General features: G+C 48.4%; 12 protein-coding genes and 1 pseudogene. 3 read left to right on the forward strand and 10 right to left on the reverse strand.

The features are described 5' to 3' along the window. Positions 1-164: 164 nt before the first annotated feature. Positions 165-3,140 (forward strand): protein translocase subunit SecDF, encoded by a 2,976-nt coding sequence (secDF, locus tag BUB37_RS10135; RefSeq protein ID WP_072992978.1) that lies wholly within the window; start codon positions 165-167, stop codon positions 3,138-3,140. A 108-nt stretch (positions 3,141-3,248) separates the two neighbouring features. Here secDF and BUB37_RS10140 read toward each other — a convergent pair whose 3' ends face one another. The 9 genes and pseudogenes from BUB37_RS10140 to folE form a co-directional block, all read right to left on the reverse strand. Beyond that, on the reverse strand, positions 3,249-4,484 hold the full coding sequence (locus BUB37_RS10140; protein ID WP_072992980.1) for an ATP-binding cassette domain-containing protein: 1,236 nt from the start codon (positions 4,482-4,484) through the stop codon (positions 3,249-3,251). A gap of 455 nt (positions 4,485-4,939) precedes the next feature. Beyond that, on the reverse strand, positions 4,940-5,713 hold the full coding sequence (locus BUB37_RS10145; protein WP_094766675.1) for a PKD domain-containing protein: 774 nt from the start codon (positions 5,711-5,713) through the stop codon (positions 4,940-4,942). Continuing rightward, the gene (locus BUB37_RS10150; protein WP_072992986.1) at positions 5,685-8,981 is read right to left on the reverse strand and encodes a PKD domain-containing protein; all 3,297 of its coding nucleotides are present in this window, start codon (positions 8,979-8,981) and stop codon (positions 5,685-5,687) included. Before BUB37_RS10150 ends, BUB37_RS10145 begins: the two co-directional genes overlap by 29 nt. A 304-nt stretch (positions 8,982-9,285) precedes the next feature. After that, a pseudogene (locus tag BUB37_RS22000) lies at positions 9,286-9,792 on the reverse strand (GNAT family N-acetyltransferase). Between the two features lie 18 nt (positions 9,793-9,810). Then, positions 9,811-10,299, reverse strand: a complete 489-nt coding sequence (locus BUB37_RS10160) for a DUF192 domain-containing protein (protein ID WP_072992989.1) — start codon at positions 10,297-10,299, stop codon at positions 9,811-9,813. A 50-nt stretch (positions 10,300-10,349) separates the two neighbouring features. Continuing rightward, entirely contained in the window at positions 10,350-11,306 is a 957-nt protein-coding gene (gene lgt / locus BUB37_RS10165; protein ID WP_072992992.1) for a prolipoprotein diacylglyceryl transferase, read from the reverse strand. 126 nt (positions 11,307-11,432) lie between these two features. Continuing rightward, positions 11,433-11,654 carry a membrane protein insertion efficiency factor YidD gene (gene yidD, locus BUB37_RS10170; protein WP_072992996.1) on the reverse strand — a complete coding sequence of 74 codons (222 nt, stop codon included), beginning with the start codon at positions 11,652-11,654 and terminating at the stop codon, positions 11,433-11,435. A gap of 49 nt (positions 11,655-11,703) precedes the next feature. Then, positions 11,704-13,185 carry a cysteine--tRNA ligase gene (cysS, locus tag BUB37_RS10175; protein ID WP_072992999.1) on the reverse strand — a complete coding sequence of 494 codons (1,482 nt, stop codon included), beginning with the start codon at positions 13,183-13,185 and terminating at the stop codon, positions 11,704-11,706. A 16-nt stretch (positions 13,186-13,201) separates the two neighbouring features. Then, positions 13,202-13,882: a GTP cyclohydrolase I FolE gene (folE, locus tag BUB37_RS10180; protein ID WP_072993945.1), complete on the reverse strand. Its 681-nt coding sequence runs from the start codon at positions 13,880-13,882 to the stop codon at positions 13,202-13,204. Positions 13,883-14,098: 216 nt separating this feature from the next. Here folE and BUB37_RS10185 point away from each other — a divergent pair, with 216 nt between their 5' ends. Together BUB37_RS10185 and BUB37_RS10190 are read left to right on the forward strand one after the other, a co-directional pair. Continuing rightward, positions 14,099-15,898 carry a T9SS type B sorting domain-containing protein gene (locus BUB37_RS10185; protein WP_072993002.1) on the forward strand — a complete coding sequence of 600 codons (1,800 nt, stop codon included), beginning with the start codon at positions 14,099-14,101 and terminating at the stop codon, positions 15,896-15,898. Positions 15,899-16,065: 167 nt separating this feature from the next. Next, entirely contained in the window at positions 16,066-17,490 is a 1,425-nt protein-coding gene (locus BUB37_RS10190) for a T9SS type B sorting domain-containing protein (protein WP_072993007.1), read from the forward strand. Between the two features lie 46 nt (positions 17,491-17,536). Here the strand turns inward: BUB37_RS10190 and BUB37_RS10195 are convergent, their stop codons facing one another. Next, positions 17,537-19,051 carry an OmpP1/FadL family transporter gene (locus BUB37_RS10195; RefSeq protein WP_072993948.1) on the reverse strand — a complete coding sequence of 505 codons (1,515 nt, stop codon included), beginning with the start codon at positions 19,049-19,051 and terminating at the stop codon, positions 17,537-17,539. Positions 19,052-19,088 lie beyond the last annotated feature (37 nt).

A 19,088-nucleotide genomic window follows, 5' to 3' on the forward strand; every position in this document is an offset into this window, starting at 1 on the left:
ATTTGTTAAAGAACAATAGTAAAATTTTATAAAATGGGGCTTTGTCCATCTATTTAAAGTTTGGTGGAGATTGATAATAACTCCCAAATATCTTGTTAAATGCTGCTGGAAAATCATATATTTGCAGGCTGTTAGAAAAAGCACCAATTAAATTCTTGTAATCGATGCAAAATAAAGGACTTATAAAGCTCTTCGCCCTTCTGTTCGGGTTGGTGAGCATTTATCAACTCTCCTACACCTTTATCGTCAATAAGGCCGAAAACGATGCAGAAGCATTCGCCATTAGCCGAATTCCCGAGACGGAGGAAGACTATATAGCCAAGCGCGAGGCCCTAGAAGCCCAGTATCTGGATTCCATTGGAGATAATACCATTCTTGGTTATACGACCTTTAACGAGGCGAAGAAAAAAGAGCTGAACAAGGGGCTCGACCTTAAAGGGGGGATCAACGTTACCCTTCAGATTTCCGTCAAGGATATCTTAAAAGGACTGGCCAACAACAGTAAAAACCCTATTTTCAACAAGGCTTTGGCCGATGCCGACGCCGCTTCCAAAAATAGCGACAATACCTATGTGGATCTTTTCTTCGAGGCTTGGGACGAGATCAGTGGCGACACCAAATTGGCATCGCCCGATATTTTTGCCAATAAGGGCCTGAGCGACGAGGTTAATTTTCAAATGAGCGATGATGAGGTGAAACCCATCATCCGAAGAAAGATCGACGAATCGATTGTATCGGCTTTCGAAGTGCTTCGAGAGCGTATCGATGGTTTTGGGGTTACCCAACCCAACATTCAGCGCGAAGGTAATTCGGGCCGGATTTTGGTCGAATTGCCCGGTGCAAGGGATATCGCCCGTGCGCAGGACCTATTGTCGAGTACCGCCCAATTGGAGTTCTGGGAAACCTATCAGCCCAACAACCCCGAGTTACAGGCCTTCTTTTTTCAGGCAAACGAAAAGCTGAAGACCCTTATCGAGCCCGATGGGAAGGAAGAACCGGTCAAGGAAGAGTCCGAACTCGATTCCCTATTGTCCGATGTATCACAAGATTCCCTGGATTTGGCCAGTCAGCGCAACCCGCTGTTCGACAAGTTTCAATTGGGGGCACCGAGTTATGCCGTTGGTGTGGCGTCGGTTAAAGACACCGCGGAAATCAGTGCTTATTTGAGAATGAAGGAGATCCGCCGATTGTTGCCCGCGAGCATGCAGTTTGTGAAGTTTTTATGGGAAAGACCTTCGGAAGATTCTGAAATAGTCGAATTGTTCGCCCTAAAATCGAACAGGGACGGCGTGCCAAGGATCAGTGGCGATGTCGTAAGCGATGCGCGCGACGATTTTGACCTGAGCGGTAAGCCTGCGGTTTCGATGACCATGAATACGAAGGGAGCCAAGGAATGGGAAGAACTCACGGGTGATGCCTACAACAACAGAACGGGTATCGCCATTGTACTCGATAATAAGGTGTATACCGCACCAGGGGTGTCTTCCGGACCCATCTCCGGCGGACGTTCCGAAATTACGGGCGACTTTACCGTGAACGAGACCAAGGATATTGCCAACGTACTCCGTGCCGGTAAACTTCCCGCATCTGCCGAGATTATTCAAGCGACCATTGTGGGACCATCCCTGGGGCAAGAAGCCATTGATAGTGGCTTTACCTCCTTTTTGATCGCCATGCTGATTGTCCTGGCCTGGATGATATTCTACTACGGCCGGGCCGGGGTATTTGCCGATATGGCCTTGTTGTTTAACATTCTCCTGATTTTTGGGGTGTTGACCAGCCTAGGGGCCGTACTTACCCTTCCGGGTATCGCCGGTATTGTATTGACCATCGGTATGTCGGTCGATGCCAACGTGCTTATTTTTGAACGTATTAAAGAGGAAATCGCCAAAGGCAAGGGAAAATCACAGGCCATTGCCGACGGTTTCAGCAATGCGCTTTCCTCAATTTTGGACGCGAACATTACTACGGGGCTAACGGCCATAATACTGTTTATTTTTGGTTCGGGGCCGATCAAAGGTTTCGCGACTACCTTGCTGATCGGTATCGTTACTTCCTTGTTTACCGCCATTTTCATTACCCGACTCCTGGTCGATTGGTATTTGAGCGCAAAGTCGAGAAGATTGGACTTTTCTACGGGTATTACCAAAAACCTTTTTCAAAATATCAATGTAGACTTCCTGTCGAAACGCAAGATGGCCTATATCCTATCCGCAATTTTAGTTGGGGTCAGCATCTTTTCACTGGTGACCAAGGGGCTTCAACAAGGGGTCGACTTTGTCGGTGGGAGGTCTTTCCAAGTACGTTTCGAACAGCCTGTCAGCTCTTCGGAAATCGCTTCGGAACTCAATAATGTTTTCGGAAGCGGAACCAACGTGAAGACTTTCGGAGAGGCGAACCAGATAAAGATCACTACGCCCTATAAAGTGGATGTCGAAGGATTGGAAGTCGACAACGAGATACAGGACAAACTGTATACTTCGTTGCAAAAATACCTTCCCGACGGTATGAGCAAGGAGGATTTTGTTTCCGGCGGAGGGGAAGATTCCATCGGAATATTGCAATCGGTAAAAGTAGGTCCTACCATCGCCGACGATATCAAGAAGAATGCCTTCTTGGCTATTTTGGGATCCTTGGCCGTTGTCTTTCTTTACATCCTGTTCCGTTTCCGTAAATGGCAGTTTTCGCTTGGTGCGGTCGCCGCCGTTTTTCACGATATAATGATCGTATTGGGTATCTTTTCCCTATTCGGAACCATCATGCCCTTCAACATGGAAATCGATCAGGCCTTCATTGCGGCCATACTGACCGTAATCGGATATTCCTTGAACGATACCGTGGTCGTATTTGACCGTATTCGGGAGATAATCGCCGAGAAGGGATGGAAAGGGGGAGTCAACATCAACCTCGCCCTGAACAGTACCTTGAGCAGGACCCTGAATACCTCGATGACCACCTTGGTCGTTCTTTTGGCGATCTTTATCTTTGGCGGTGAATCGCTACGCGGTTTTATGTTCGCCATGATCATTGGGGTCATAGTCGGTACCTATTCTTCGTTGTTCATTGCAACGCCGGTAATGTACGATACTTTGAACAAGAGTGTGACCAAGGGCAACAAAACGGTGCCCGAGACGGTATAGATAGTATTAAGAGTCAATTTGCTAACTCAAACAAAAGGGCCGCTTACTTGTAAGCGGCCCTTTTTTCGTACTTGCTTTCCGATTTGCTTCCTATAAAGGCGGGGAGCTTCAAAGAACCCTTCCCTTTGAGCCATCGGTATCCATTTCGAGCTGGTAGACGAAATCGGGATCCAGACCGGGTTCCTTTCGGTGCGAAACGAATATGGTGGTGGTATCGCTTTCCTTTGCGAACTTGTTGACCAAGGTGACAAAAAGGGCGGCACTGGCATCGTCAAGGCCCGCTGTGGGCTCATCAAGGATCAATAGGGGCGGATGTTTGATCATGGCCCTGGCGCACATGACCAGGCGCTTTTGGCCCATGGTAAGGTCGTGAAAGAGTTCGTCCTTGACATCCCATAGGCCGATGAGCCTTAACCATTCCTGGGCCAATCGCAACTGGATCTCGGTGGGCCTTACGTAAAGCCCGATCGAGTCGGTGAGGCCCGAAATGACCATGTGCTCTACCGAGTGGTACCCGGTAAACTTATCCGTAATGGAGGGGGTGAAGTAGCCTATGAGTTTCTTGATTTCCCAGACACTTTCACCGCTTCCTTTTTTATGGCCGAAGATATGGAGGTCTTGCCCGTATCCCTTGGGGTTGTCTCCGGTAATCATCGATAGAATCGTCGTTTTTCCACTTCCGTTGTTTCCCCGAAGTTCCCAAAACTCCCCTTTTTTGATCGTCCAGTCGATGTTTTGAAGAATGGGTTTTTCACCGTACTTCACGCATACGTCGTTCAATCGGATCAGAACGTCATCTTCAATTTCATACCGGTAGGGCGCTTGGGGAACTTCTCCCATAAGACCCTGCCCATTTGAAGAAGAAAGGGCTTCCGATTTGTTTTTGTAAAAACGGATATGCGACCCCTCCAAACGGGCGAAGGTATCGATAAAGGGCAATACATCGGTTTTTCTACTGACCAGTTGAACGATGCTTATCTCTTCCGAGACCTCCTTCAGCTGGTGCCTGAGTTTTTCCTGGCTACCTATATCGAGGTTGTCGAACGGATTGTCCAATATAAGGAAGTCGGGTTTCGTGCCCAACAGGTGTTTTAACAGGGCTTTTTTTTGTTCGCCGCTCGACATCGATTTTAGGGTTTGGTCCCTATCCGAATTGATGAGTCGGGTGCCGTGGCGATCCTCCTTGTCGATAAAGCGTTCAAGCACGCGTTTCGAAAACAGGGAGCCCTTAAGGCCATTCAAGGCCTCAAAACCCGCCGGTGCTTTTTGTTCCAGTATGGCGTCGACAAGAAGGTCTTTGCGCGATGTGTTGTCGACAAATAGGGCCCAGTGTGCTTTGCTCATAAATGTATTTTATAAATATAAACTTCATTGCCCTTGTAAAAGGTTGTTTGGTCTACTGATTCCGTTGACGATGCTTTTTAAAAAAAAAGATAAATCTGTTATACAAATCAAATAGTAATGAGGTTGGTGTTCTTTTGCATTGCAACCCTGTTTAGCAGTCGTAACAATGAAGCTCATATTTTGAAAGTACAAAATATCAAATTTCATTTTTAATTAAAAAATCGGAAATGGCAGGTGTCGTAACGGTGGACAATTTGTGAAAAACAAAACATTTGGAATTATATAAGTTTAGTAGAATTGATGGAATTTGATGCTTTCTCTAATAGTAATTATTGAGGATGAATATAATTAAAATATTTATTTGAAAATTTGCTTATTCGACATCATTGTTCTCAATTAAGCTGCAAAAGTATTTTACAAAAAGTTAAGCCTAAACAATCATCCTTATGGCCTATCTAGTGAGCACTGATACTTCCGCCATTCCCGCTGCAACCAGCAAAACTACCACTTACCGTATAATTATATTGTCCAGGAGGAAAGGCTTGAGTGTCACTTGAGGTAGCGGACTGTCCATGGGGGGCAGTAACAGAAATTTGGATTCCATCAATGACAGCGGTTATAGAAGTTCCTCCTGACCCACCATAGGCGCCTAACCTAAAAGTCATTGGTCCTCCAACTATGGTTACCGTACCGGATATACCGCTTGATTCACAAGAAATTGATGTGCCATTACTAAAGGTTGCCTTTGGAGTTGGGTTGTTCACTTTCACAATTGTAGTATCGGAATCCGTTGCACCATCGTCATCCGTAACAGTTAGGGTTACAGTGAATTCACCAGGACTTATATATTCATATGTTGGATTTGCCAATGTACTGGTTCGGTTATTTTCCCCAAAATCCCAGTAATACGAGACTATGGAACCATCGTTATCAATAGATTGGTCCCCCGTAAAATCAACACTTAGAGGTGTCGTGCCACTTGTGGCACTGGTAGAAATTACTGCCGTTGGTGGCTCATTCTCTGGTTCACTAACAGTTATCGTTACGGTTTCGGAATCCGTTGCACCATCGTCATCCGTAACAGTTAGGGTTACAGTGAATTCACCAGGACTTATATATTCATATGTTGGATTTGCCAATGTACTGGTTCGGTTATTTTCCCCAAAATCCCAGTAATACGAGACTATGGAACCATCGTTATCAATAGATTGGTCCCGTAAAATCAACACTTAGAGGTGTCGTGCCACTTGTGGCACTGGTAGAAATTACTGCCGTTGGTGGCTCATTCACTGGTTCGCTAACAGTTATCGTTACGGTTTCGGAATCCGTTGCACCATCGTCATCCGTAACAGTTAGGGTTACAGTGAATTCACCAGGACTTATATATTCGTATGTTGGATTTGCCAATGTACTGGTTCGGTTATTTTCCCCAAAATCCCAGTTATATGAGACTATGGAACCATCGTCATCAATAGATTGGTCCCCTTTAAAATTTACGGAAAGTGGTGTTGTACCGCTTACGGTATTACTCTCGATAACCGCCGTGGGATTATTATTTGGATCATCAACACCTGTTACCGTTACGCTAACCGTTGCCGTATTGGAATTAGCGTTTCCATCGGTTGCCCTATATTGAACAGTTGTTGTCTGGCTATCACCATCGTTAAGACCGTCAAATTCGCCATTCGTGTCAAATGTAAGGTTTCCGCCGGCGGTTATGGTAAACAGACCGCCATCTGAACCGCCAATAGATTGTCCAACATTAGCAGAGCTACCCCCGACCCAATGGACTGTTAGGTCATCATCGTCGATATCATTGGTTAAAACAAGCCTGTTCAAACTACCGGATTCAGCTACCGTAAAATTATCATCAACGGCAACGGGAGCTACGTTCTCTGCTTCGTTGACGGTAAATGCAACGGTATTGCTGCCGGTGTCATTGTCGTTGTCAGTGGCTGTAAGCCTAAACACATAGTTTCCAGCTACAAGGTCAGTAGCCGTGGTGGCCGAAGAGGACGGGTCTGTTATAGTTGCAGCGGGACCACTATCCTGCGTCCATGCGTAGTTCACGATCGTACCATCCTCATCGGTAGCACTCCCCACAAGGTCTACTGAATTTGTCGGTAAGGTGATATCGGTAATACCGGTAACATCTACTACGGGCTCAGTGTTCGTATTCGCTTCGATCGTTACGCTCACGGTATAGTCCAGGGTACTGTTATCCTCGGCGGTAACGGTGTAGACCACGTCGTTCGTAAAGTCTGTAGGTGTTCCCGGTGAGGGAGCCACGGATTGTCCAAAAAAATCAATTTCAGGAGACAACGCCGTTACATCCGTTCCAAAAGGCAGGGTCACCGATATATCCGTGCCGTTGATCGTTCCGGATATTCCGTTGATCACAAAACTGTCAATTGATTTTTCGCTGCTGGTTTCTGTGACAACGTTCACGGTCCAGACCTGTGGGTTACCGTTCTCGGCGGTCACCGTATAGTTCACGGGCTGGCTGAAATCCTGTTGCGAGGCCGGGCCGGGTTCGATGTTGGCCCCAGTGGAAATATCTAATTGGGAGGGAACTACGTTCAGGTCCGTTCCGTTCGGTACGTTCACCGTTATGGTATGGTTCACATCGTTTATGGCCACACTGTTCTGAACGGGCAGCGCAAAGCCCGTTATCGCGTTCTGGTCGCTCCCCGTGGACTGGGATACGGTCACGTTTACGGTCCATATCTGTGGCGTTCCCGTCTCTGGACTTACCGTATAGGTAACGGCCCCAGAGAAGTCCTGGACCTGGCCGATGGCCGGTGTCACGGTCGCCCCGGGGGAGATTTCCAATACCTGAGGTGCGACGTTAAGATTTGTTCCGTCGGTTACGTTGACGGTTATCGTATGGTTCTCGGTATCGATGTCGGAACTGTTCTGGCCGGGAAGGGCAAAGGACGTGATGTTGGCATCGCCCGCAACGGGAAGTGCCAGTACGTTGGCCGTTACCGTCCATACCTGTTCGGTACCGTTGCCGGAGGTGACCGTGTATTGCACGGGGGAATTGAAGTCCCGTACCTGTAAAAGGCCCGGTGCCACCGTGGCGCCCTCCGATACTGTCAACATTACGGGGGCGACGTTCAGCGGCGTGCCCTCGGGAACGGTCACCGAAACGGTATGTGCCTCCGTATCTATCGTTGCCGTCTCTATCTGCCCGTTCAGGGCAAAGGTCTCTATATCATTCGCCGATTGTAGCGATACCTCCGTGATTTCGACAAGGACGCTTCCGCTGATCTCTGGATCGGAGACCGAGGTGGCCGTTATCGTGACCGTTCCCGCGGAAAGACCGGTCAGGATACCGTTCCCGTCCACGGTCGCTATGGTATCGTCGCCGGAGGACCAGGTCACGCTGGGATCCGTGGCGTTCTCGGGAAGGACAGTTGCCACCAGTTGGCGCTGCGCTCCCGTGGCACCGGGGGCTGCCTGTGAAACGGAAATGCCCGTTACCGGGACCCTGTCCGGGGGAATCACCTCTACGGTGACCGTATCCCTGGCATCAGGATTGGAAATGGAGGTTACGGTAACCACTGCCGTTCCCAATCCTACGGCGATACAGACATTGTTCTCGTCAATGAAAACCACATCGGGGTCACTGGAAACTACTGTTACTTCCTGATCGGTAGCATTGGGCGGGTCGAAGGTGAATGCAGGGGGTATCTCGTCCCCGAGCTTCATCTTGATCGTATCCTGGCTCGAAAGGGTTATCGATATCACCTCTATAAAATCCACCACATTGAAGTCCACACCGGCCTCGATTTCCTGTCCGTTGCTGTCGCGCAGGGTAAAGACCAGTTGTTGAGGGCCTATCTCCGAAGGCGTGAAGACAAGCGGATAGGTGCCGGGAACGATAGGGCCGTATTCCCCCTTTGGGGCGTAACCGTTCTCCTCCGAAGGTCCGAGGCTCCCGGAACCGGAAGCGAATCCGTACGCCGCTTCATAATCGATATCCTCCGCAGCATCATTGGCTTCGAATAGAAGGGAAAGCTCCACGGGCTTTTCCAGTTCTATTTCCGAGAATTCGCTCGAGGCTTCCCAAACTGCCGGTACATCGCTAAGTTCGTAGGTTACCTCAATCTCGTCCGATAGGCCAAAATTATCGGCCCCCGTAATCTTTATTCGGTGCTCGCCCGTTTCGGAACCCATGTACAAAAGTGGTACGGTGAGGTCTGTTGCTACGGCATGGCCCTTATCACCATCAAGGCGGTTGCCCTCCATATCTTCAAAATAACCGGCGCCGTCCAACACCTCATAGGTGATGCTGTACTCGTAGTTCTCCAGAACTTCTTCCGGTACAATCGTAAAGGTCGTTGGGAGGCCCTGGTTCACATAGCCTTCACGGGTATGCTCTTCCATGAGTTCGAACTTCACCTCTGTGATAAGCCCTACCTCCTTGGTACAGGCAAGAATAACCAAAAAAAGACTAAAACAGCAGACCAGGATACTCGGGTACTTCTTCATTTTATGGTAGGGGAACTTTTAGCTCATTTAAAAAAATACTTCAATATCTTTACGTGTTTTTAAAAGAAAGTCCTACAAGATATGCAATTCGTTCCAACCGTGCATAAACAAGGAACTTTTTTGATTCAAGCTATGGGCCAAATGCAGGATTATTGGATAAGATGGAGTTATTGGATATTGAATTTGTGATTACTTCACCTATCTCTATTGTTCATAATATTCAGTAATCTTATTTGAATAAGTGAAGGCTTATGGAAGGAATGGAGTGCTTCCAATTTATCCCTTAAAAGTAGAAGTATTTGTTTTATATAAAGACTCTAAAAATATGTACGGGGTTGGTATTATAGGTCGTGGTCTTCTCTAGGTGCATACCGTTGTTCAGCGCTACTTTTTGAGATGGTAGGTTAGCTTCATGGATTATGGATGTTAAAGAAGGGGGCAATTGATGCTTTGTGGCATAGGTCTTGCCTCGCCGGGCGGCTTCCGAAGCATAGCCTTGTTACCAGTATTCGGGTAGGATGGAATATGCGATTTCCAGTTCTTCCCTGCCGTCCACGTGTTGCACAAGCAGGCCGGCCAGGCCTATAAGCCTACCGCTTGCTTTTGAACTTAGGGCGTTCATGCCCCCTAAATGGTTTTCGTAGCGTTCAAAAACCCTGTTCAACTGCTGTTGGCAGGCTTCCTTGGGGTCTTTGGGGAGTCCCTTCCAATATTGCGAGCTGCGCGGGTCTTCGTGAAAGGGCAGCCAACTGTCAAAGTCCGATCTACGCACTTTTCTGAACACCAAACGTTCCGTTTCCTGTCCGTCCATGAGCAAGGGATCCAAGACTTATTGCTTTTGGTATGCGATACTATCGCCAATCTGCAGGCCCCATTGGGCCACCAAACCTGCGTTTACCTCAAGTACGAATCTAACGGGTACTTTTGAAGAAAGGCCCGATTCGTCGAAAGGTTGCGCGTCTTCCTGAAAACTGCCTATGGTCCTATCGTCCTTTATAAAGATCAGGTCCAGGGGAAACTCGGTATTTTTCATGTAAAACGAACGCATGGATATATCGGGAAAAACGAAGAGCATCCCTTGGTGGTCTTCCATGCCGTTGCGGTACATGAGTCCGGTCTGGGTCTCGTATTCCGAATCCGCGATCTCAATGTCGAGTTCCGTTAGAAGGGAATCGGTGTCTTTTTTGAAAATTTGTAGCTCGCCTTCCTTTTTAAAGACTACTTTTTCTGTCTTGACCACCTTTTTGGGTTCGTTCTTGCATGATTGAAAGGTGCTGACACCGATACACAGCATCAACAATACGAAAAGAGATCTCATTTCCTAAATAGATTATGGGAAGGGGCCGTGTAAGTGTCCCTTCGGTTGAATTACGATTTTTGCGGTCGGAACATAAAATAAAGGCCGACCAAGATAAAGGGGATGCTCAACCACTGGCCGGTAGATAATAGGCCGAGCGACTCTTCGAATCCGCCTTGGCTTTTCTTGACGTACTCGACAAAGAAACGGATGGTCCAAAGCAACACCAAGAAAACACCGAACAGGTAACCGGTTCTGTCTTTCTTGTCCGTCTTCCAATAGAGGTAATACAAAATGGCGAATACAAAAATATAGGCAACGCCTTCGTAAAGCTGTGCCGGGTGGCGGTAAGGTATCTGGTCTAGGTATTCGGCGAACTTAGGATTGTTCTCAATGGCGTTATATGCGGCATTGACCGTCTTTTCCTTGGTAATGTTCAAGGCTTTTGACGGGTGCATGTCGTCTGAGTCGCGGATAAATTTGGTGGCGAATATAAACGACTCATCGGTAACCTTACCGTTGATCTCCGAATTGAAAAAATTGCCCAGTCTTACACAGAAAGCGCCGATGGCAAACGGGACCACCATACGGTCCAACAGCCATAAGGGTTTCATATCGGGATATTTTTTGGCGTACAGGTAGGTGCCGATCAGCACCCCGATGATGGCCCCGTGGCTCGCAAGCCCGGTAAACCCGGTAAACTCATAGCCGTTTATAAAGCCGAGAAGCGTACCGTTGGCGCTCTCCCTGATAGGCAGTAATATTTCCAACAAGTGATTTTTGTAGTAGGGCCAGTCGTAAAAGAAAACATGTCCCAACCGGGCGCCCAACATGGTGGCCAAGACGGTATGGATGAACAACGAATCGAGCTGTTCGACCGTTTTTTTCTCATTGGTGAAAATCCGCTTCATCAAAAACCACCCCATGCCAAAGGCAATGATCCATAAAAGATTGTAATACTTGATTTGTAGGGGCCCCAGGGAAAAGAGCGTTTCGTTCGGATTCCAGATAATACCTAAATAATGCATGTATTTGGTTTTGGTTCGCTAAGATAAGAATTTCGCTTAGGGCTTGCGTAAAGTTTTGGGCTTTATGTGTGCGAAAAAAATGCCTTGGGCCTTTCTTGGGCTGCCTCCAAACCAGGGGCGAAAAAATTAGGGTACCGGATCGTATCCCTTGCCTCCCCAAGGGTTACAGCTTAGAATTCTCTTGATGGACAACCACCCGCCTTTGAACAGCCCGTGTTTCTTCAAGGCTTCCAGGGTATATTGCGAACAGGTGGGCGAATAGCGGCACGTAGCGGGGGTATAGGGAGAGATGGCAAGTTGGTAAAACCTCACCAAGAATACGAACGGGGCTATCAATATTTTTTTCACCTTCTTTTTTATCGATTTAAAGGGATGGGCCGTAGCCCATGGCCATGGGCTATTGGATACTGAACGTCGTTCCGTCTTTGCCGTCCTTAAGTTGGATGCCCATTTCGGCCAACTGATCGCGTATTTTGTCAGAGGTGGCAAAGTCTTTGTTGTCGCGGGCTTCCTTGCGCATATCGATAAGCAGTTGCACGACCTGGGACAGCTTTTCGGTATCTTGACTTGTGCCCGCATTTTGTTCAAGTCCCAAAATATCGAAAACAAAACTGTTCAGGGCCTCCAGCAACAAGGTCTTGTCGACTTCGGTTATCTGTTCCTTTCCTTCCTTTATAAGATTGATATGCTTGACGGCGTCGAACAGATGGGCGATAAGTATCGGCGTATTGAAATCGTCGTTCATCGCATCGTAGCATTTCTGCTTCCATTCATTTACGTTGAAGTCGCTGGTAGTGCCGGTGTTCAAATTTTTCAGCGCGTTATAGGCGTCCATTAGCCTATTGAAACCTTTTTCAGAGGCCAATAGGGCATCGTTGCTAAGGTCGAGTATGCTGGTGTAGTGCGCCTGCATCATAAAAAACCGGACTACGGAAGGGGCGAAGGCCTTGCTCAAGATATCGTTTTCCCCGGTAAAGATCTCTCCCGGCAGAATGTTGTTGCCGGTCGACTTGGCCATTTTCTTGCCGTTGAGGGTAAGCATATTGGCGTGCATCCAGTATTTTACGGGGGGCTGGCCGTAGCTTGCTTCGGCCTGTGCTATTTCACATTCGTGGTGCGGAAATTTGAGGTCCATTCCGCCTCCATGGATATCAAAGGTCTCGCCAAGGTATTTGGTGCTCATGGCCGTACATTCCAAGTGCCAACCCGGGAAACCGTCTCCCCATGGGGAGGGCCAGCGCATAATATGTTGTGGCTCCGCTTTTTTCCAAAGGGCGAAGTCTTGCGGGTTTCTCTTTTCGTCCTGGGCCGCAAGTTCGCGGGTATTGGCGACCATATCCTCCAACTTTCTACCGCTCAGTTTACCGTACTCGTGGTCTTTGTTGAAGGTGGCCACGTCAAAATAGACCGAACCGTTTACCTCATAGGCATAGCCCTTGGCAAGAATATCCTTTATGATCTCGATTTGCTCGATAATATGCCCCGTTGCGGTGGGCTCGATACTTGGGGGCAAAAAATTGAACTTTTCGAGAATGTTGTGAAAATCTAGGGTGTAACGCTGGACCACCTCCATGGGTTCCAGCTTTTCTATACGCGCCTTTTTGGCGATTTTATCCTCGCCATCCTCGGCATCGTCGACCAAATGCCCCGCATCGGTTATATTGCGAACATACCTTACCTTGTAACCCAAGTGCCTCAGGTACCTAAAGATCATGTCAAATGACATAAAGGTGCGGCAATTGCCCAAGTGAACATTGCTATAAACGGTCGGACCGCACACATACATGCCTACATGCCCTTCGTTTATGGGTTTGAAAATTTCCTTTTTACCGGTAAGGGAGTTGTATATTCGTAAAACCTGGCTTTCGTAAAGTGGCATTTGAATCTAAAAACGATTAGAAGTTGGTGTCAATGTTGATATAGTCCAAAAATTCGCGTCGCACGGCCTCTTGCTTGAATTTGCCGCCATATTCGGCGGTTACCGTGCTACTATCGATATCGCGGATACCCCGCGAGTTTACACAAAGGTGTTTGGCATCGATGACACAGGCGACATCCTCCGTTTTTAAAACCCGTTGGAGTTCCCTGACGATCTGGATGGTCAGGCGCTCCTGTACCTGGGGCCTTTTGGCAAAGTAATCGACAATACGGTTCATTTTGGAGAGGCCGACCACATTGCCGCTCGAGATATAGGCAATATGGGCCTTGCCCACGATGGGCAATAAATGGTGTTCGCAGGTCGAATACAGGGTAATGTTCTTCTCGACCAACATTTCCCCGTATTTGTATTTGTTGCTAAAGGTCGATGATTTTGGTTTTCGGTCAGGATGTAGTCCGCCAAAAATTTCGTTTACGAACATCTTCGCCACCCGGTTGGGGGTTCCCTTGAGGCTATCGTCATCAAGGTCAAGGCCAAGGGTAAGCATAACCTCCCTGATATTCTCCTGTATCCGCTCGATTTTTTCCTTATCACTCAAAACAAAGGCATCACTTCGTAAGGGAGTGTCTTCCGATGTGGAAACGTGGTCGTTTCCCATCTCTTCAAATTGCTTATCCAAAGTACTGTCAATTTTCATCTGCTGAATTCTTTTCCGCCCCAAGTCGTTTAGTACAACGAAGTTACGTCCGGTAAAACGATCCCTTGCCACTTCGAGGGCGACCTGAAACAAAACGGACAGCAAAGATATACATTATATGGCACTTTATATGCCATATGGGGCCATACACAACATAATTTGGTGTTAAGGTTGGATTGGCCTTAAGTTTATACCTCCCTAAAGTTGGACCTACCTATGCGCCGTTGTCAACTTATTCTATTTTGTATATCCATTCTTGGAGTCTCCCGGGCCATGGCCCAGGTTTCGGCAGATTGTTCCAGTGCCATTCGTATTTGCGACGATACCCCTGTTAACGGCGGCACCAATGGTCTGGGGGTCGACGATTTTAGCGGTGCCGAATCGAGCGGATGTTTGGAACAGGCCATAGACGGAACCATAGAATCGAACTCTGCATGGTACCGTTTTAGAACAGGGGCCTCGGGCCAATTGGGCTTTAATATCGGCGTGGATACCAGTGAGGATTGGGACTTTGCCCTGTACAGAAGCGATGATTGCCAGAATTTGGGAGAACCGGTCCGATGCAATTTTTTCGATAACCAAGATCAAAATTCCTTTATCGGGGTAGGGGAAGACCCCTCTGGCGAAGAGACGAACGTACAGTATGAGGAGTGGCTTCAAGTGGAGCCGGGCGAAGACTACTATTTATTGATCAACAATTTTAGCAACAACAATTCGGGGTTTTCAATTCAATTCTCGGGGCATATCTTTGAGACCAATCCCTACGATGCCCTCGATTGTTCGATAATCGACAATCTTCTGGGGCCCCCGATATCGGCTTGTGAAGGGGATACCGTTGTATTGGACGCTACTACCCAAGATGCTACGGCCTATAATTGGTATATGGATCCGGGCAATGGTTACCAAGTGATCAGTGGTGAGAACAACGCTACCTTGCAGGTCGCCGCTTCGGCCAACTACCGCGTTGAAGTGGTAAGGCCCATGGGCGCTATTTACAGTGATGTACAGGTGCATTTTTCGCCCGTTCCGGTCGCCCATCCCGTTTCGGACGATGCTTCTTGCTCGGGGCTTGGCGTGTACGACCTTTCGCAGAAGGATACCGAGGCATTGGGTGCCCAAAGCGATGCCGATTTTATGGTAAGCTACCACCTTTCCCTTTCCGATGCCGTCAGCGGGGCGAACAGCCTGCCCAGGCAATACTCGATGGAAGTGGGCGCGCAGACCCTTTATATTCGGGTAAGTTCGGTCGACAACCCTAGTTGTTTTGATGCTTCGCAAAGTTTTCAACTCATAAATGGGGCATCGCCCTTGTCGGAATTTGCCACGGAAGCGTATTTGTGCGGGTCCCATACGGCCACCATTGGCGAGGATCGGCCCAATACCGATTTTTCCTATCTGTGGAACAACGGTGAAACCACGCCCACAATAACCGTAAGCGAACCCGGTGAATATACCTTGACCGCTACGGACAATCAGTCCGGATTGGGGTGCAGTGATTCGCGAACCGTTACGGTAATCCGATCAAACCCGCCCCAAATATTGGATATTCAGATAGAAGACCTTCAAAACAATAATACGGTAACCGTTGTTGCCAATGAAACGGGCCTTTTTGAGTTTCGTTTGGACGATGGTCCCTTTCAGGAGGGAAACAAGTTTTACGGCGTCAGTCCCGGCCTACATACGGTAACCGTAAATGATCCCGAGGGTTGTGGGTCTGTCAGCGAGGAAATAGTGGTAGTCGGCTTTCCGAGGTTCTTTACGCCAAATGCGGATGGGGCCAACGATTATTGGCATGTCGAGGGTATCGAGACCCTGAAGGCACCGGTTGTGCATATCTTCGATCGTTTTGGCAAGCTGTTGGCCCAACTGGGCGCCGTCGATCAGGGATGGGACGGCCGGTTCAACGGCGAGCCTCTGCCGGAAACCGATTACTGGTTCAAGCTTACTTACACCGACGACGATGGCCAGACCCTTACCGTCAAGTACATCAATAACCACTTCTCCCTAAAACGCTGATCGGTCTTGGAGCTGCGACCATCTGTTTTTTGAATTTGTAAATTTCGACGAACGGCAATCCAGAGGGCTGTTTTTCATCGATAAACGGCTCATTTCTTAGGTTAAAACATACTAAATTGGGTCGTATAGAGTTATTAAGTACAAGTCTATTCATAGCCTCAGATCTTATGCGACTTCTATTTGCCCTAAGTTGTGCGTTTCTCTTCGGATGGGGGATGCACGCCCAAAACTCCCCAGACTGTCGAACCGCCATACCGGTATGTGCCGACGCCCCTATTTTAGGACGGGCCGACGGAGGTGGGTCTATCGACGATTTCGACCCCGAGGTCATCACGGAAACCGGATGTTTGGAAAAGGGGAGCGTAAGTAGTGCCAATATTGAAAACAACACTTCATGGTATGTGTTTCGCGCGGGTACGGGCGGCCAAATAGGTTTTGATATCGAAGCCTTACCGGTTCCGGGCTCTAGCACTATTACCGCTGAATGGGATTTTGCCGTTTATGGGCCCGATGTAGATTGCAGTGCGATCAGTTCGGGGGAGGTACAGCCGATCCGTTGTAACTATGAAGTAAACGGTACCCGGTTTACCGGCTTGGGCGTTAACCCCGAAGACGGGCAGGTAGGCGTGCCCTCGACCACGCAAAACCTGAATACCTACGATGAATATTTAGATGTGCTGCCCGGGGAGGTGTACTACATCCTTATTAATAATTTCAACACCAATTTTGATGACGAGCCCGAAGAATTCATGCTCACGTTTACGGGCAGTGCCGTGGATGCCGATCCGAACAATGCCCTCGATTGTACCTTGAGGGACGAGTTTCTCGGCTTGGACATCACCGCCTGCGAGGGCGACCCCGATATTGTCTTAAGCGCACTGAACTCGCCCGCCGGACCCGATATCGTAAATGTGGCCTGGTCCGTCGACTACGACGACGACGGTACGATCGACCAAACCCTGGGCTCGGGTCCGTCGGCTACCCAATTTACAGTGCCCAGTCCCGAATCGGGAAGGTACTATGTAGAAATTACGACCAGTGACCCCAATAATCCCGTTACCGACGATATCCTGATTACGTTTTACGGTACTCCCGTATTGGATCGGGTCGAATTGTTGAACTCCAACCTGTCCCTTGATCCCGATAGGAACAATATCGAGGTTTTTGTCGATGGTGATGGGGATTACGAATACGCCATCAACGATGGGGAGTTTCAAGACGATCCCGTGTTTAACGATGTCCCCCCGGGCATCAATACGGTGGTCATCAACGATAAGAACGGATGCGGCACATCGGAACCCGAAGAGTTTTTGGTGTTGGGCTATCCCAAATTCTTTACGCCCAATGCCGATGGTGTCAACGACACCTGGAACATTAAGGGAATCGAAAGGTTGGACAACCCTGTGGTTTTTATTTTCGACCGTTATGGCAAGCTCTTGGCCCAATTGGATTCGACAACCGACTGGGACGGTACCTACAACGGAAAGGCCATGCCTTCGTCCGATTACTGGTTCAGGCTCGAATACCAAGAAGACGACAACGGTGTTGTGGTCGCCAAAAACACCAAGGCCAATTTCTCCTTAAAACGGTAAGCTTCCCGCCTTCGGTCAAACCCCGTTCCTTCTTCGAAACAGGGGCCTAGAAGTTGAGGGTATAGCTCAAGGTAACATTGGTGTTCACTTGGGTCAATACGGCTGGTGTGGTAATACCTGTAGAGAAGAAGTACTGCAATACATCCTGCTCTGAACGGTTGACCGCCAAATCGAGTTTACTGGCGCCGAAGTTGATGCCGATACCTCCCGATAGGGCCGTAAGGTCGCCTACGTAGTTACCATCGGCATAGGGACTTTGTTCAAACCTGTATCCGCCCCGTAAGCTGACCCGTTTTATCTTGTATTCGCCACCGACCCTAAAGGAGGATACGCCCCCGAGCGCTTCCGAGATATATAGGTTTTCGTCGGCAAAAGCCGCATCGCTGGTGGGTCTTAGCTCCGCTTTCGACATGTCTTGGTACGAATAATCGAAACTGAGCAGTCCGTTTAGGCCGAACACCGCGGCAATGCTTCCCGTAAGTTTTGAAGGGGTCTTTATTTGATAATCGAACAGGTTAAAATCGTTTAGGCCAAGATAGCTAAAACTGGCGTCCTTGTTCGGGTAATTGGAATCGATGCCCTGCGAGAACGAATCACTAAGCCGATACCATGTAGGTGATTGATAGCTGGCGCCCAATCTTATGGCGTGGTTGATCTTGGCAATGGCCCCTGCGCTAAAGGAGAACCCGGTGCCTTCGGTGCGCAATAGTTCGTCGAAGTAGAGGGTCCGCAATTCGTTATCGGTCGTAAAATAGTCCTCCCTGTACCGGTTCAGCCTATCGTATAGAACGGTATGGAAGTTCAAGGAGGCCCCCATATAAAGATTGTCGCCATACTGCGTTGAACCATTGACCACGAACTTGCTGTTGTAACCGCTTGCGGTCTGACGGAAATCTTGGTTCAATTCGCTATATGAGGCATTGGAATAATACGCCGTATTCTCGTTTTCGTCCGCCACGGGTTCGATAATGCCTGCCTGAAAGCCTAAAAATGCCTGCTGGCCGGCATAGCCGAGGCCGTTGGTGGCCCCGATATCCAAATAAGCGTTGCCTATGGTTTCATTGGCCCGTAACTTGAGGGGTTCAAGGGGTATTCCGTCGGCATAATCCAAGAAGTAATTATCTATGCCTTCGGTTCCCAGACCGCCCGAAATGGAAAAGCCCTCAAAATTTTGGACGAGGTCGTAGTTGACGGCTACGGAGAATTTTCTCCAATTGGAGTCGGTGTTGCTGTTCTTAAAGACCAAGGCTCCCCCGATCTGATTGATGTCGAGGGTATTTGAATCGGCGCTGTTGAGGCTTCCTCGGTAATCGGAATCCGAATTTTCGTGAAAATAGGTTGCGGAAAAGGTAAGTAGGCTGTTGTTGAAAACGGAACTCCCCGCCGGGTTGATGTTCAGCGACGACATGTCGCCCCCCAGTGCGCCGAAGGCACCGCCCATTGCTTGAAACCGTGCGGACCCCTGAAGGTTCTCCGTTCCGTAACGCAATACATCGTCAATGTTTTGGCCATTTGAAAAAAAGCATGCCAATAGCCCCATGAAAGTGAATACTCTTTTCATTTCGAGATATTTAGGTGATAAGAAATAGGTTGCAATA

This window comes from Pseudozobellia thermophila (assembly GCF_900141855.1).
GTDB lineage: Bacteria > Bacteroidota > Bacteroidia > Flavobacteriales > Flavobacteriaceae > Pseudozobellia > Pseudozobellia thermophila.

What these genes read in the sequence shown, in the direction of transcription:
- secDF (WP_072992978.1), top strand. Translation starts at nt 165, where the DNA reads ATGCAAAATAAAGGACTTATAAAGCTCTTCGCCCTTCTGTTCGGGTTG.
- BUB37_RS10140 (WP_072992980.1), bottom strand. Translation starts at nt 4,484, where the DNA reads ATGAGCAAAGCACACTGGGCCCTATTTGTCGACAACACATCGCGCAAA.
- BUB37_RS10150 (WP_072992986.1), bottom strand. Translation starts at nt 8,981, where the DNA reads ATGAAGAAGTACCCGAGTATCCTGGTCTGCTGTTTTAGTCTTTTTTTG.
- BUB37_RS10160 (WP_072992989.1), bottom strand. Translation starts at nt 10,299, where the DNA reads ATGAGATCTCTTTTCGTATTGTTGATGCTGTGTATCGGTGTCAGCACC.
- lgt (WP_072992992.1), bottom strand. Translation starts at nt 11,306, where the DNA reads ATGCATTATTTAGGTATTATCTGGAATCCGAACGAAACGCTCTTTTCC.
- cysS (WP_072992999.1), bottom strand. Translation starts at nt 13,185, where the DNA reads ATGCCACTTTACGAAAGCCAGGTTTTACGAATATACAACTCCCTTACC.
- folE (WP_072993945.1), bottom strand. Translation starts at nt 13,882, where the DNA reads ATGAAAATTGACAGTACTTTGGATAAGCAATTTGAAGAGATGGGAAAC.
- BUB37_RS10185 (WP_072993002.1), top strand. Translation starts at nt 14,099, where the DNA reads ATGCGCCGTTGTCAACTTATTCTATTTTGTATATCCATTCTTGGAGTC.
- BUB37_RS10190 (WP_072993007.1), top strand. Translation starts at nt 16,066, where the DNA reads ATGCGACTTCTATTTGCCCTAAGTTGTGCGTTTCTCTTCGGATGGGGG.
- BUB37_RS10195 (WP_072993948.1), bottom strand. Translation starts at nt 19,051, where the DNA reads ATGAAAAGAGTATTCACTTTCATGGGGCTATTGGCATGCTTTTTTTCA.